The organism is Sporolactobacillus sp. BBK16-2, assembly GCF_059878335.1.
In genome coordinates this window covers 1,800,377-1,814,512 of record NZ_CM187611.1, presented here as the reverse complement: position 1 = coordinate 1,814,512, position 14,136 = coordinate 1,800,377, and the positions used below count along the sequence as shown (strand labels likewise).

Here is a 14,136-nt window from a genome sequence, read left to right as displayed (position 1 = left end):
AGGATTTTTTTAGAAAGATATCACATAGTACAAGTCGGAAAATGATCTGCACTTTACAAATACATCCATATTAACAACTCGTAAGGAAAGTGGTGAGATAATGCTCGCACATATTCTTCAGAACTTGCCCCAAGTACTCATTGATGGTCTGACGCTAGGCGTTGTCTATGCAGTCGTCGCAATAGGCTATACAATGGTTTACGGGATTCTGGAATTGATTAACTTCGCTCATGGCGACGTATTCATGACAGGTGCTTTTATGGGAGCAGTTGTGCTCTTTATTATGATGGGGTTAGGTTTTTTATCGGCAATGCCTGCTCTAATCGTTTTCTTAATTGTGATTGTTATCGCGGCGATCGCAACAGGATTGCTCGGCGTTGGTATCGAGCGTGTTGCGTATCGACCTTTACGACGGAAAAACGCGCCGAAACTGATCGCGCTGATTACATCCATTGGCATCTCGTTTGTACTTGAGGATGCGGTTCGGTTTATCGCGGAACTCAAAACTGGAAACTATATTGTTACGGCTCCGTCAATGTTTAATCATAAGTTCAATATTGATATCCATCATGTGATTCCTTATTTTAATAATGCGACATTTCAGGGCTCATTCTTGGTTGTTCTGATTGTAACAATCGTTATGCTGGTTTCACTTGATTTGTTTGTAAACAAAACGAAATGGGGCATGGCAATGCGTGCCGTTGCCCAAGATCGTGATACTGCTTCATTGATGACAATCAACGTTAACCGTGTTATCTCGGTCACATTCTTTATAGGGTCTGCTCTCGGTGGTGCAACCGGTGTATTGTTTATGATTCAATATGGAACCATTGATCCTTATATCGGTTTCATTTTGGGAATAAAGGCATTTACGGCTGCTGTCCTTGGAGGAATTGGAAATATCCGCGGTGCAATGTTTGGTGGTGTTATGCTTGGACTGCTTGAAATGTTTGCAGCGGCTAATCTTTCAATTATTACTCATGGTGCAATGGGCGCCGAATACAAAGACGTGTTTGCTTTCATCATATTGATTCTGGTACTTATCTTTAAACCAGAAGGCTTGTTTGGCAAAGCCGTCGTAGAGAAAGTGTAGGTGACAAGTGTGAGTGCATTGTTTGAAAAATTAACGCAAAGCAAAAAGAATCAGATCATCTTGTTCATTGCGTACGTCTTCCTAACAGGAGCAGGGCTTTTCCTTCTTCCTGATTCAACGATCGCGTTCTTGCTGTTGCTTTTCTCGATTTTGATTTTGTATTACCTTAATTTCAATCTTAGAGCCAAATGGGTCACAGGAATTGTCATTCTGGCGGCTATTGTTCCTTTTATTGCAAGTCACAGTGATTCCTACCAAACATACATGGAAGTTGGTACACTCGTTGGTATTTATTGTGCGATGGCATTAGGACTAAACATCGTAGTCGGTTTTGCCGGATTGCTTGATCTTGGGTTCATTGCCTTTTTTGCAGTCGGTGCATATTCCTATGCAATATTTGCCAGCGGTCAGGCATCAAAGTTTATGCCTTTTGGTCACTACCCGCTTCCCGGGGGCACATTTTGGATCTTTATTATTGTAGGGGCGTGCGTTGCAGCAATTTTCGGTATTCTCCTTGGTATACCGGTATTGCGTGTTCGCGGTGACTATCTTGCTATTGTTACGCTAGGCTTCGGGGAAATTATTAGAATCTTGCTTAACAATATGGATCACCCGATCAATATTACAAACGGTTCGATGGGTATTGCTTCGATTACTCCACCAAACTTCTTTGGAATAAGTATCGGGAGCTCCAGTCAGTTTTACTATATTGCCTTCGGTATTTTTCTGGTGGTCATCTATGTAGTCCGCAAGTTAGAAAATTCAAAGCTGGGCAGATCATGGAAGGCAGTTCGTGACAATGAAATTGCTGCCCAAGCGATGGGTATTCCGCTTGTGAAAACAAAACTTGCTGCTTTTGCAATTGGCGCTTCCTTCTCAGGTATGATGGGTGTTGTCTTTGCAGCAAAGCAAATGTTTGTCGATGCAACCAGCTTTACATATCTGGAATCAACAATGGTTCTGGTTATGGTTATTCTCGGAGGCATGGGAAGTGTTCCAGGCGTCATTCTAGGTGCAGCGGTTGTTATTATCCTAAGAACTCAAGTGCTGACGAACATTTCGAACTGGTTATCATCAATGAGTACGGATTACGGCATTTCGATTCCGCCGGCACTTTCACCCGAGAAAATGCAGCTGCTTATTTTTGGCCTTTTGCTCATCATCTTCGCCTTATATCGTACACAGGGGTTGATACCGCACAAAAATAGGAAGGTAGACGTTGAACTACTGAAAAAAGAATCCGAAAAAGCGGCATTAGCTCGTGAAAAAGCAACATCAGGAGGTACCGAATCGTGAATATTTTGGAAGTGAAAAATCTTACCAAACAATTCGGGGGTTTGACGGCAACCTCTAATATTAATATGAATGTTGAAAAAAATTCAATTACTGCTGTTATCGGGCCAAACGGTGCCGGCAAAACGACTTTCTTCAACATGATTACCGCTGTTTATAAACCGACAGCAGGCGATATTCTGCTCAATGGGAAATCACTGGTTGGTCTGAAGCCTCACCAGGTATCACACTATGGAATTACACGAACCTTTCAGAACATCCGCTTATTTAATGATATGACGGTTCTGGAAAATGTGATGGTGGGGATGCATCAAAATCTTAAAGCTCATTGGGTAGGCACGCTGCTTCAATTACCACATATTCGGAAGATGGAAGAGAAGGCAAAAGTTGAAGCCTATGATATCTTGAAATATGTTGGGTTAGAGGATTATGTTAATGAAAACGCCGGTAATCTCGCATACGGTGCACAGCGTCGATTGGAGATCGGGCGTGCTATGGCTGCAAAACCGAAAGTACTGCTTTTGGATGAACCGGCAGCAGGAATGAATCCTAAAGAAACCGAACGTTTGACAAATTTGATCTACGATTTACGGTCCAAGCTTGATGTAACGATTATCCTTATTGAACACGACATGAAGCTGGTTATGAAAATATCCGACTTTATTTATGTGCTGGACCATGGTGAACTCATTGCCTCTGGGAAACCCGACGAGATCAGAAACAACAAGAGAGTTATTGAAGCATACCTCGGCAAGGGGGCGATCGCAAATGGCTGAAACACTTTCAAATCATTTTCTTGAAGTAAAAAAAATTGATAGTTTTTACAGTCAAATTCAAGCACTTAACGGCATTGACTTGTTTATAGATAAAGGAGAAATAGTGACCTTGATCGGGAGCAATGGTGCTGGGAAATCAACAACATTGAAATCCATTAGCGGGCAAGTCCGTCCTAAGAGCGGTTCAATTATTTTTGACGGCAAGGAAATAACGAAATATCAAGCGCATCAAACCGCATTGCTTGGCATTGCTCAGGTTCCTGAGGGACGTCGTATTTTCCCACGACTTTCCGTGCGGGAAAATCTGCAAATCGGTGCATTTTCTGTTAAAGATAAAAGCGTGATTACTGAACGAATGGAACGTGTTTTTACTTATTTTCCGCGATTAAAAGAACGATTAAACCAAAAAGGCGGAACAATGAGTGGCGGCGAGCAGCAGATGCTTGCGATCGGGCGTGCACTGATGATGAAGCCAAAGTTGTTAATGCTTGACGAACCGTCAATGGGGCTTGCACCAATCATAGTTGAACAAATTTTCGATATTATCCAAGAAATGAATAAAGAAGGAATGACCATCCTGCTTGTTGAACAAAATGCGTACCAAGCATTGCAAATTGCCGATAGAGGTTACGTTATCCAAACCGGGCAAATTGTGCTTCATGGCGAAGGGGACGAATTGATGAAAAACGAACAGGTTCGAGAAGCCTATCTTGCTTGAACGGATTTATGTTTTCACATCTATTTAACTTTAGACAGCTGGATTAACTTTTTGTTAATCCAGCTGTCTTTATATCTGTTTCTATAATTAAACCAGTGTCTAATATTTGATCAGTCGTTCTTGCAACACGTATAATAATAAATATCATCTATTGATTTAAAGGGGGCATTCATTCATGAATGGGCTGCGAAGAACGTTGTTCCATTCCTTGAAGAGACTGTTGTCTAGTAATAAATGTGCACTCTGCCATCAGCATGTTCCGGGAATGAGAAAATATGTAGATGATCATGGCAATCAAATAAATATTTGTCCTGCTTGCAGTACTTACGCGGAGCGAAGGGCTTATAGAAAAGTGAAGTAAAAGAAAGGGTGATCATGAATGGCCGTGCAACAAAAAACATACTCGGCTGAAAGTGCAGATATAAAGCACTTTGTTTCGGGAGAAAAGAAGAAGAACGATCACTATTTACATGCCGTTATTCATTTTGATGGAATGATTGATGAAAATGTTCTGATTCAAGCAATTCAGGCGACTTTGTCATCATTGCCCCTTCTTTCATGTCGCTATGTTGAACAGAATGATAAGGCGTATTGGGAAGAAACAGGTTGGAAAGCACAGACTATGGTGCATGTTGAAGAAACTGATGATCGGGAATCGGCAATTCAAAAAAATTTAACGGTGAAACTGAATGAAAAAAAAGGTCCGCAGTTGCGAATTTCTGTAATTAGAAAAAATAAAAAGGATTCGCTTGCGATTGTCTTGAATCATATGATTTGCGATGGTGGAGGATTCAAAGAGTATTTATATTTGTTGAGTTCCTGTTATTCGCGTATTGCAAGTGGCGAATCGTTATTGGACGATCCGTATCTTCCTGATCCAACAGCACGCAGTATTTATCAAATTTTTGACACGATGAATGATCAGCAATTAGATCAAATCAAGAACGCACAGTTAACAAATTATGTGCAAAGTGAAAAAGATCATCTTCCACTTAGCGGTGATGAAAATCAACCGTTTATTATTACTCATGAGACGAATGCAGCACGTTTTGACTCTATAAAGAATGATGCAAAAAGCAAGGGAGCAACCATTAATGACGCATTGTTTGCAGCTTATGTCTGTGCGTTATCCGATGTTGTACGGGCTGATCCTATTGTTTTGGATTGTCCGGTTAATTTGCGCGCCTATTTACCGCCAGAAACGCATCCAGGCTTTTGCAATTTAACCTCGAATATTACATGTGTCGTTCCAAGTCATGTTGGAACGACCTTTGAAGAGGCGCTGCTTAGCGTAAAGAAAGCTATGGATGCAGAGAAAAGCAGTCTTGAGCCGCTTCGTGTCTACTGGGACTTGGAAGAAGCCTATCAAACACATTCACTTTCAGAAGCAAAACGAATTTTTCCAAGCATTTATAGCATTCCTGTTAATGGCATGACAAATATAGGTATCATTGATGAAAACAAGTTGGCTTTTGCTGGTCTTGTCATACGTGATGTTTTTATATCCGGTTCGATTAAATACGCCCCTTATTTTCAAATTGCGGTGACCACATTTAGAAAAAAAATGACTTTTTGTACAAATTTTCATGGAACAGATCAGGACAGAACATTTCTTGAAAGATTTGTTAATCGAATGATCGAATTCTTGCCGCACCAGTAAGAAACAAAAAGGAAACCGCATCTTGGTTTCCTTTTTGTTTCTTAGACTATTTGTTTATAGAGCTGGTAGGCTTCTCGACTTATGGTTATTTGATCTGAAGAAGAGGTCATCTGTTCGTTCCGTACTTGTTGAATTTGTCGATCCAACCCGGTAATGCTGGTTTCAATTTTCGTCAGGTTATCTTTAGTCCCACTGGAATTAGATTGAAAATGGATCTGGTCAGCATGGTATTGCAGCGCTCTTTTTTCTTGCTCTAAGGCAGAGAGCTGATTAAATGTGTTTTTCATTGACTGCCCTGTCGTAATAACTGTCCGAACCTGAGGCACCTGCATCAGAATTCACTCCCGGATCATATAGTTTAAAACTAAGTATAGTCACTTATACACTATAGAAAAGTGACTACTGACCCTATTTTTTGTTGAATCTAAGGTGATTAGGTACATGGTCATGAGACAACCTTCTTGTTTAGTGAATGCTTAAACATTTTCCGGTAACAGAAGTAGAGAAAGAGTGCTTTAACCGTGAGATCAATGCCTTGTGCAATCCAAATTCCTGCAATCCCCATCGTTCCACGTACGCCAAGCAAATAGATAAAAACAACGCGAATGCCCCACATTCCGATTGCTGTACTATACATCGGTGTTTTTGTATCGCCTGCACCTTGAAGTGCTCCCGCAAGTACTAAACCGATCGCGAGGGGCGGCATAAAAAATGCATCAATTCTCATGGCGAGCGTTATCATTTCAGCAGTGCTGACCTGATCTGTAAACCATGCTGCAAAAAATGGAGTCATAAAGAACAGCAGAATGCCTGTAATACACATAATAACAACTGAAATGATTGCAGTCAGCAACCCGTAAGAATATGCTTCCTTGTATCTTTTTGCACCAAGCTCTTTTCCCACGAGCACGGTTGCTGCAACACTCAATCCCAGTCCGGGAAGATATGCGAACGTTTCAATATTTTCCGCAATTGTATTTGCTGCATATATTTCTGTTCCCATGTGGACGATTAAGCCAAGATAGACCACTTGACCGAGACGCATGATTAGTCGTTCCCCGGTAGCCGGAGTGGATAATCGGATAATTTCCCACATAAGACGCTTATTGCGATTTTTCCTTTGCCTTCTTAATGAAAAATGCACTGGAGAATGACGAATTGCTGCATGAAGCATGATAACGCCGATAATTCTTGTGAGTACAGTTGCTGCGGCAGCTCCGCCAACGCCAAAGCCGGTAAATTGGAAGATACCAAAGATCAGCACATAATCAAGCACAATATGAATTAAATTCATCCAAAAACTGATCATCATTGGAGAGACTGTATTTCCGGATGCGCGCAGAACATTTCCAAAATTAATCATTAATGAAATAACAAATGCTGGTGTGCCGACAATACGAAAATAAAGTGCTCCTTGACTGAGCACTTCATCACTGGCACCCATCATACGAAGAAGCTGTTCAGCAAAACATAGGGTAAGCAGACCAAAAAGAAGACCGGCAACCAGCGTAATCCACGTTGATTGTCGAGCCGCTTCTCGTGCTCCCTCTGAATCTCCTGCACCGATATGTTTTGCAATAATTGATGAAGTTCCAATACCAATGGCCATAAATACAGCAATATAGACGGCTAGTAATGTATTAGCAACACCGACTGCAGTTACTTCAGCTAATCCTAACCGTGCAACAAATAATGTGTCGACAAACCCAACAACGGTTTGCAGCAAACTCTCGACCATTGCGGGGATTGCTAAAGCAAGTACCTTGCTGGTTTTCTTCTTTAATACAGCATTCAAGTCGTTTTACACAACCTTTAGTTCATATCTGCATTGATCGTGCCCACAGTTGCCTGCCCAGTTAGTTCCTTTTTTGACACGATGTTCAAGTTTTTATCGAATTCATAGACAACCGGAATCCCGGTAGGAACATCAAAGTGAACAATTGCATCATCGGATATATGTTCAAGAAACTTAACAAGGGCGCGCAGCGTATTACGATGGCTGACGACAAGAACATTTTTTCCTTCTATTAATAAAGGCGCAATGTTGTCAGACCAGAAGGGCAGGACACGTTCCTGTGTTGTTTTCAGGCTTTCTCCGCCAGGTAGCAGCCGCGGATCGACATCATGATAACGCGGGTCGTGAATCGGATGCCTCGGATCAGACAAGTCAAGCATCGGGGGCAGTGCATCATAACTTTTCCGCCAACGGTTAACAAGTTCTTTGCCTTGCTTTTCTGCAGTTTCTGCTTTGTTCAGTCTCTGCAGTGCACCGTAACTCCGTTCATTAAGCCGCCATGTTTTTTGTACCGGCAGCCATTCCTGATTCATTTCTTGTAAAATATAATTTAGTGATCGAATGGATCGTTTCAATACTGATGTAAATGCATGGTCAAATATAATTTGTTGCTGAGCAAGCTTAGTCCCAGCTTTTTTTGCTTCTTCTATTCCTTTTGCTGTAAGATCTACATCTTCCCACCCAGAAAAGAGGTTGGATTCGTTAAATGCGCTTTCCCCATGTCGCACAATAACTAATTTCATCATGATACCTCCGTATGCGCACTGATTAAATAGTGTCATTTTTAGTATACTGTATTGAAAACATTTTTCCAATTGCGTCTTGAATCAACAATCAGCGTCGTATACTTGAATTGTAAAGAAGCAAGTATATGTTTCGACTTTTTACTTGAAAATAGTGGTTAGAGATCTTGTACCGTTATATAATGTCTGTAAGTTACAAATGCAAGAGGGGAATGATGAGTATGAAACTTACTGCAACAGAAATTGAAGTCGCAGAAATACTGGAAAAAGATGCGCGGCTTACGAATGATGAACTTGCAAAAATGATGAACTTAAGTGTAGATCAAATTCATCAAATGGTTAAAAAACTAGAAGATGAAAAAGTTATTGTCCGTTACGTTTCGCTTGTCGATTGGACGAAAATCGATGGTCATCAGGGAGTCACCGCGATGATTGATGTTAAAGTGACTCCGAAACGCGATGTAGGTTTCAATGATGTTGCTGAGCGAATCTACCGTCACAAGGAAGTCAAATCGGTCTATCTTATGTCCGGAACCTATGATCTTTCAGTGCAGGTCGAAGGTCAGTCAGTAAACGAAGTAGCACACTTTGTCAGTCAGAAATTGTCCACGATCGATGGAGTGATCTCGACGACAACCCATTTTGTTTTGAAAAAGTTTAAGCATGATGGGACTGTGTACGATTCGGATGATCGGGATAAACGAATTGTGGTGTCCCCGTGATGCCAATTAAAACTTCGTACTTAGCAAAGCATGTCCGGACATTGAAGCCTTCGGGAATTCGTAAGTTTTTTGACGCGACGGCGGGCATGACCGATGTGATTTCACTTGGTGTTGGTGAACCGGATTTTGTCACACCTTGGAATGTCCGCGAGGCTGCGATTCTTTCACTTGAAGACGGATATACATCGTATACAGCGAATGCTGGATTGCTTGAATTGCGCGAAGCGATTGCGAAATACGTGGATGACTATTACTGTGTCTCCTATGATCCGGAACATGAAGTCACAGTGACTGTCGGCGCCAGTGAAGCTATTGATATCGCGTTGCGCGCCATTCTTGATCCTGGGGACGAAGTTCTCGTTGTCGAGCCTTGTTTTGTATCCTATGCACCGCTCGTGACATTGGCTGGAGGAGTTCCAGTCATCGTTGAATCAAAAAAAGAAAATGATTTCAAAGTGCAACCGGAGCAACTTGAAACCGCGGTAACTGAACGAACAAAAGCAATAATGATCTGCTCGCCGAACAACCCGACCGGTTCCATGCTCAGCAAAATTGAAATGGAACGTATTGCAGAAGTTGCCAAAAAGCATGACTTGCTGATTCTTTCCGACGAGATCTATGCAGAGCTTGTTTACGATGAGCTATACACAAGCTTCGCCGCAATTGATGGGATGAAGGATCAAACTATTCTTGTCAGCGGCTTTTCAAAAGATCTGGCGATGACCGGTTGGCGTTTGGGATTTGTTTGCGCGCCACGGGATATTTCGCAGGGCATGCTAAAAATTCATCAGTACGCGATCATGTGCGCGTCGACCATGGCGCAGCATGCGGGACTGGAAGGGTTGCGTAACGGACGCTCGGATATGGCAGATATGCGTAAAAGCTATCGCCAAAGAAGAAACTACATTGTACAATCACTGAATGAGATGGGATTGCCGTGTTACAAACCAGAAGGCGCGTTCTATACATTCCCTAGCATTGAAGCGACCGGCATGAACTCCGAAACCTTTGCAACTCGCTTGTTGCAGGAGGAGCGCGTTGTCGTGGTTCCCGGCAATGCGTTCGGCGACAGTGGAGAGGGCCATGTGCGTTGTTCCTATGCCACTTCGATGAGCCAGCTTCAGGAAGCAATGAAGCGTATGCGCCGATTTGTGGATAAATTGTAAGTCAACCATTATAGTGGCTTATCTGTGAATAGTTTTCTACGAAGAGGTGAGCAAGTGGTCCCGTTACTTGAAACCGAAAGACTGATTTTAAGAGAAATCGTTTATGAAGATGCGCAAAGTATTTTTGATTGCTTTTCAAATGACAATGTGACACGTTATTATGGTCAGGATAATTTAACAAGTATTGAACAGGCACAGCAATTTGTTGCCTTTTTTTCTCGGAATTACAGTGAAAAGCGCGGCATCCGATGGAGTATTGAACGGAAAGAGCAGCCGGGACTTATCGGAACGATCGGGTTTAATGCATGGTCATCAAAACACAGAAGAGCTGAAATCGGCTACGAGCTTCATCCTCACTATTGGCATAAGGGATACGCCAAAGAAGCTGTTACGGAAGTTATATCCTATGGGTTTAGTGACCTTCACCTGACACGCATTGGCGCTGTCGTCTTTACTGAAAATACTGCATCAAACAGGTTGTTAATGAAATTAGGCTTCAAAAAAGAAGGCCTTTTAAGAAACTATATTTATCAAAATGGTGTTGCGCATGACACGATCACTTATGCATTTCTGCCAGATAATCAATAATCAAAAAAGAGGGGGTATCAAAAGTCACTTTTTGACAATGATACACCCTCTTTGATTATGCAAACTCTTAATTTATCGACCATGTTTAATCATGGAGTTGTTTGAGAATACCCTTTTGGGGCAACCTCTTTTTTTTTACAGTTCTTCTGTTCTGCCAATATAGTCAAGCTTGAAGTTTTGTCCGTCCAGTTGCAGTTTCGTTACACTGCAGTTGGGTACCTTGCCAATGGTTAAGTCTTCACCCACGAGTGCATAAAGCATGCAGCAAATGTATAGTGAGTGGGTAACAATCAGGATTGTCGAAGCATCCGACTTGAGCAGCTTTTCTTTCAATGCGAGAATGCGCGTTTTCAAGTCCTGATAATCTTCTGCATAATCGATCGTATCGAGCTGTTTGATACCGGTGAGTGCTTTGATTTTCAGATCAATCGGCGATTTACGGCTCATACCTGGTTCACCGACTGCTTTTCCGCCTTCTTCCCACATCACATCATTATCGGCACCTTCAAAAAGACCGAATGATGCTTCTCTTAATTCAAAAAGTTCTTTAATTGGTGTTTCACCATTTCCCGAATGATCGAGAATAACTTGGGCAGTTTGGCGTGCTCTTCCGGTATCACTCGAAAAAGCAGCGTCGAAAGTGAGAGATTGTTTTCTGAGTTTGTCTCCTAAATCAATTGCCTGTTGAACGCCTTTTTTGGTTAACGGTGAGTCCGCCCAGCCTTGAGAGCGATTAAGCAGATTAAGCAGTGTTTCTCCATGACGAACAATATAAATTGTTTTCATTTTTTCACCTGATCACTTTAATTTATACTATCAATTTCTTTCATCGTATCATGCACTGTAATTTATGTAAACGGTTAACTGTTTAAACTAGCACCATATATAGTTCAGTATTGATATCAGCGAAGGAAAGCTTATTCATGCCAATTATTGCTTGCTCATATTTGACAAATAACGCTGTATGAGCTATAAAAATAGTATTAGCACTCCGATTGGATGAGTGCTAATCGTTACGTAAACAACTGATTATTATAGAGATGCACGAGAAAGGGGATTACCGATGGCTACGAAAGAATTTAAGGCAGAATCCAAAAAATTGTTGGATATGATGATCCACTCGATTTATTCACAGAAGGAAATTTTTCTAAGAGAAATCATCTCCAACTCGAGTGATGCGATGGATAAAATCTACTATCGCGCGCTGACCGACGACAAGATTGATTTTGATAAGGACAACTACTACATTGAAATTACTCCGGACAAGGATAAGCGCACGTTGACGATTTCCGATACCGGAATCGGTATGACCGAGGAAGAGTTGGAAGATAACCTTGGAACGATTGCTCAGAGTGGTTCTCTCAAATTTAAATCGGAAAATGAATCCAAGGATAACCATGACATCATTGGTCAATTCGGTGTTGGTTTCTATTCTTCATTTATGGTTGCCGACAAGGTCACCGTCATTAGCAAGGCACTCGATAGTGACCAAGCGTACAAGTGGGAATCTGAGGGTGCGGACGGATACACGATAACTCCTGTTGAAAAGGATTCAGTAGGTACAGATATCATCCTGGAATTGAAAGAAGATACCGAGGATGAGAAGTACAGTGAGTATCTTGAGGAATATCGCTTGCGTCAGATCATCAAAAAGTATTCGGATTTCATCCGCTACCCAATTAAAATGGAAGTGACGGAAAGTCGTCCAAAGAAAGACAATGAGAAAGAATTTGAAGAAGTAAAAGAAGTTCAAACGATTAACAGCATGGTTCCTATTTGGCGCAAGAACAAGTCGGAGCTGAAGGATGAAGATTACGAAAACTTCTATATGGAGAAGCATTACGGATTTGACAAGCCGCTTCGCTATATCAATATTCAGGCCGACGGAATGATCCGCTACCACGCGATCCTCTACATCCCGGAAAGCATTCCGTTCGATTATTATTCCAAGGAATATGAAAAAGGTCTTGAGCTGTATTCGAACGGCGTCATGATTATGGAGAAATGTGCGGATTTGCTCCCGGATTATTTCAGCTTTGTTAAAGGCATGGTGGATTCCGAGGATCTGTCACTGAATATTTCGCGTGAAATTCTTCAGCAGGACAAGCAGCTTAAACTGATTGCTAAGAATATTAATCATAAAATCAGGAAAGAACTCGAAAAGCTGCTTAAGGAAGATCGCGAGAAATATGAAACATTCTATAAAGCCTTTGGACGTCAACTGAAATATGGCGTTTATTCGGATTACGGTCAGCACAAGGACGATCTTCAGGATCTTTTGATGTTCTATTCATCGAAAGAAAAGAAAATGGTCACGCTGGACGAATATGTTTCACGTATGCCTGAAGAACAGAAATACATCTATTATGCAGTCGGTGAAACGAATGACAAGCTTGATAAGCTCCCGCAAACCGAACTTGTCGCCGATAAAGGCTATGAGATTCTTTATTTCACCGAAGATATTGATGAATTCGCGATCAAGATGCTTCAGAAATATAAGGAAAAAGAATTCAAGTCTGTATCAAGCAGTGACCTTGGTATTGAGGACGAGAAGGACAAGAAGCAAGACGAAGCCGACGAAAAGGCGAACAAGGGCTTATTTGATAAAATGAAAGATGTGCTTTCAGACAAAGTAAAAGGCGTGCGTGCTTCCAAACGTCTGAAGTCCTACCCAGTTTGCTTCGCGACAGAAGGCGAAGTATCCATTGAGATGGAAAAAGTGCTCAATCAAATGCCGAACAATGAAAATGTCAAGGCAGACAAGATTCTCGAGATTAACACCAACCATAACGTGTTCAAAGCACTTAAAGCTGCCTTTGATCTCAACGACCAAACAAAAGTTGATCTTTATACGAACCTGCTTTACAATCAAGCCCTTCTTATCGAAGGTCTCCCGGTATCAGATCCGGTTGCGTTCTCGAATAATATTTGTGAATTAATGGGCTGATTCATCTTAGAAAAAAGCTGCTTATCTCCAAAACAACAGGAGATAAGCAGCTTTTATTTTATATAAATTCAAGGCCAATCTGTTGATTTATTGATTATGCAGCCATACAGAGGAACTTCACTTCTTTAGCAGCGCCTGAATTTCGCTTTCAATTGCTTCCGGTTTTGTTCGTGAGCCGTAATAGTGCACGACTTTGCCACCGCGATCAACGAGGAATTTGTTGAAATTCCAAGTGATTTTTTTCTCACCTGATTCTTCCAACAATTCATGGAAGAGCGGGTTCATTTCTTTACCTTTCATTTTTGATTTTTGAAAGAGAGGAAAGGTGACACCATAATTCAGCTTGCAGAACTCGGCGGTTTTTTCGCCGTCGGCAAATTCTTGATTCAAAAAACTGTCACTTGGAAAGCCGAGCACCGTAAAGCCTTGATCCTTGTATCCTTTATACAGTTTTTCCAATCCTTCATATTGAGGTGTGAAGCCGCATTTGCTCGCGGTATTGACAATAAGAAGCACTTGGTTTCGATAATGAGACAAAGGGACCGTCTCGCTTCCCGTAAGCTTCGAAAATGAATAATCATAGATCGTCATCAGTTATCCTTCTTTCTGAGTTCGTTTGTGTTATCTATAGTCTA

The 14,136-nt window shown here is 41.5% G+C and carries 14 protein-coding genes; 9 read left to right on the top strand and 5 right to left on the bottom strand.

The genetic code is table 11. The features are described 5' to 3' along the window. The first annotated feature begins 100 nt into the window (after window positions 1-100). From AC6F33_RS09065 to AC6F33_RS09045, 5 genes are all read left to right on the top strand, one after another. The gene (locus AC6F33_RS09065) at window positions 101-1,093 is read left to right on the top strand and encodes a branched-chain amino acid ABC transporter permease (RefSeq protein ID WP_255748137.1); all 993 of its coding nucleotides are present in this window, start codon (window positions 101-103) and stop codon (window positions 1,091-1,093) included. Further along, on the top strand, window positions 1,094-2,389 hold the full coding sequence (locus tag AC6F33_RS09060) for a branched-chain amino acid ABC transporter permease (protein WP_255748139.1): 1,296 nt from the start codon (window positions 1,094-1,096) through the stop codon (window positions 2,387-2,389). After that, entirely contained in the window at window positions 2,386-3,162 is a 777-nt protein-coding gene (locus AC6F33_RS09055) for an ABC transporter ATP-binding protein (protein WP_255748141.1), read from the top strand. The genes AC6F33_RS09060 and AC6F33_RS09055 overlap by 4 nt, the downstream gene beginning before the upstream one ends. Further along, window positions 3,155-3,880, top strand: a complete 726-nt coding sequence (locus tag AC6F33_RS09050) for an ABC transporter ATP-binding protein (protein ID WP_255748143.1) — start codon at window positions 3,155-3,157, stop codon at window positions 3,878-3,880. Before AC6F33_RS09055 ends, AC6F33_RS09050 begins: the two co-directional genes overlap by 8 nt. Window positions 3,881-4,259: 379 nt before the next feature. Next, entirely contained in the window at window positions 4,260-5,540 is a 1,281-nt protein-coding gene (locus AC6F33_RS09045; RefSeq protein WP_255748145.1) for a condensation domain-containing protein, read from the top strand. A 41-nt stretch (window positions 5,541-5,581) separates the two neighbouring features. Here AC6F33_RS09045 and AC6F33_RS09040 read toward each other — a convergent pair whose 3' ends face one another. From AC6F33_RS09040 to gpmA, 3 genes are all read right to left on the bottom strand, one after another. After that, complete coding sequence (locus AC6F33_RS09040; protein WP_255748147.1) at window positions 5,582-5,872, bottom strand: hypothetical protein; 291 nt, start codon at window positions 5,870-5,872, stop codon at window positions 5,582-5,584. Window positions 5,873-5,985: 113 nt separating this feature from the next. Beyond that, complete coding sequence (locus AC6F33_RS09035; RefSeq protein WP_480947336.1) at window positions 5,986-7,335, bottom strand: MATE family efflux transporter; 1,350 nt, start codon at window positions 7,333-7,335, stop codon at window positions 5,986-5,988. A gap of 17 nt (window positions 7,336-7,352) precedes the next feature. Next, entirely contained in the window at window positions 7,353-8,078 is a 726-nt protein-coding gene (gene gpmA / locus AC6F33_RS09030; protein WP_480947337.1) for a 2,3-diphosphoglycerate-dependent phosphoglycerate mutase, read from the bottom strand. A 221-nt stretch (window positions 8,079-8,299) separates the two neighbouring features. Between gpmA and AC6F33_RS09025 the strand changes: the two genes are divergently transcribed. From AC6F33_RS09025 to AC6F33_RS09015, 3 genes are read left to right on the top strand one after another with little or no spacing between them, the layout of a single operon-like run. Beyond that, window positions 8,300-8,800, top strand: a complete 501-nt coding sequence (locus tag AC6F33_RS09025; protein ID WP_255748199.1) for an Lrp/AsnC family transcriptional regulator — start codon at window positions 8,300-8,302, stop codon at window positions 8,798-8,800. Further along, entirely contained in the window at window positions 8,800-9,966 is a 1,167-nt protein-coding gene (locus tag AC6F33_RS09020; RefSeq protein ID WP_255748152.1) for an aminotransferase, read from the top strand. Before AC6F33_RS09025 ends, AC6F33_RS09020 begins: the two co-directional genes overlap by 1 nt. 54 nt (window positions 9,967-10,020) lie before the next feature. Then, a complete protein-coding gene (locus AC6F33_RS09015) occupies window positions 10,021-10,554 on the top strand; it encodes a GNAT family N-acetyltransferase (protein WP_255748154.1) in 534 nt (177 codons plus the stop codon). A 135-nt stretch (window positions 10,555-10,689) separates the two neighbouring features. On the opposite strand, the gene AC6F33_RS09010 is transcribed toward AC6F33_RS09015, so the two are convergent. Next, complete coding sequence (locus tag AC6F33_RS09010; protein ID WP_255748156.1) at window positions 10,690-11,340, bottom strand: histidine phosphatase family protein; 651 nt, start codon at window positions 11,338-11,340, stop codon at window positions 10,690-10,692. A 277-nt stretch (window positions 11,341-11,617) separates the two neighbouring features. Here AC6F33_RS09010 and htpG point away from each other — a divergent pair, with 277 nt between their 5' ends. Continuing rightward, window positions 11,618-13,501 (top strand): molecular chaperone HtpG, encoded by a 1,884-nt coding sequence (htpG, locus tag AC6F33_RS09005; protein WP_480947338.1) that lies wholly within the window; start codon window positions 11,618-11,620, stop codon window positions 13,499-13,501. Between the two features lie 117 nt (window positions 13,502-13,618). On the opposite strand, the gene AC6F33_RS09000 is transcribed toward htpG, so the two are convergent. Further along, the gene (locus AC6F33_RS09000) at window positions 13,619-14,092 is read right to left on the bottom strand and encodes a glutathione peroxidase (protein WP_255748160.1); all 474 of its coding nucleotides are present in this window, start codon (window positions 14,090-14,092) and stop codon (window positions 13,619-13,621) included. Between the last annotated feature and the right edge of the window lie 44 nt (window positions 14,093-14,136).

Bases quoted from the DNA above. Each gene is read 5' to 3' on its own strand.
- AC6F33_RS09045 (WP_255748145.1), top strand. From the start codon at position 4,260: ATGGCCGTGCAACAAAAAACATACTCGGCTGAAAGTGCAGATATAAAG.
- AC6F33_RS09065 (WP_255748137.1), top strand. From the start codon at position 101: ATGCTCGCACATATTCTTCAGAACTTGCCCCAAGTACTCATTGATGGT.
- gpmA (WP_480947337.1), bottom strand. From the start codon at position 8,078: ATGAAATTAGTTATTGTGCGACATGGGGAAAGCGCATTTAACGAATCC.
- AC6F33_RS09020 (WP_255748152.1), top strand. From the start codon at position 8,800: ATGCCAATTAAAACTTCGTACTTAGCAAAGCATGTCCGGACATTGAAG.
- htpG (WP_480947338.1), top strand. From the start codon at position 11,618: ATGGCTACGAAAGAATTTAAGGCAGAATCCAAAAAATTGTTGGATATG.
- AC6F33_RS09025 (WP_255748199.1), top strand. From the start codon at position 8,300: ATGAAACTTACTGCAACAGAAATTGAAGTCGCAGAAATACTGGAAAAA.
- AC6F33_RS09040 (WP_255748147.1), bottom strand. From the start codon at position 5,872: ATGCAGGTGCCTCAGGTTCGGACAGTTATTACGACAGGGCAGTCAATG.
- AC6F33_RS09050 (WP_255748143.1), top strand. From the start codon at position 3,155: ATGGCTGAAACACTTTCAAATCATTTTCTTGAAGTAAAAAAAATTGAT.
- AC6F33_RS09000 (WP_255748160.1), bottom strand. From the start codon at position 14,092: ATGACGATCTATGATTATTCATTTTCGAAGCTTACGGGAAGCGAGACG.
- AC6F33_RS09010 (WP_255748156.1), bottom strand. From the start codon at position 11,340: ATGAAAACAATTTATATTGTTCGTCATGGAGAAACACTGCTTAATCTG.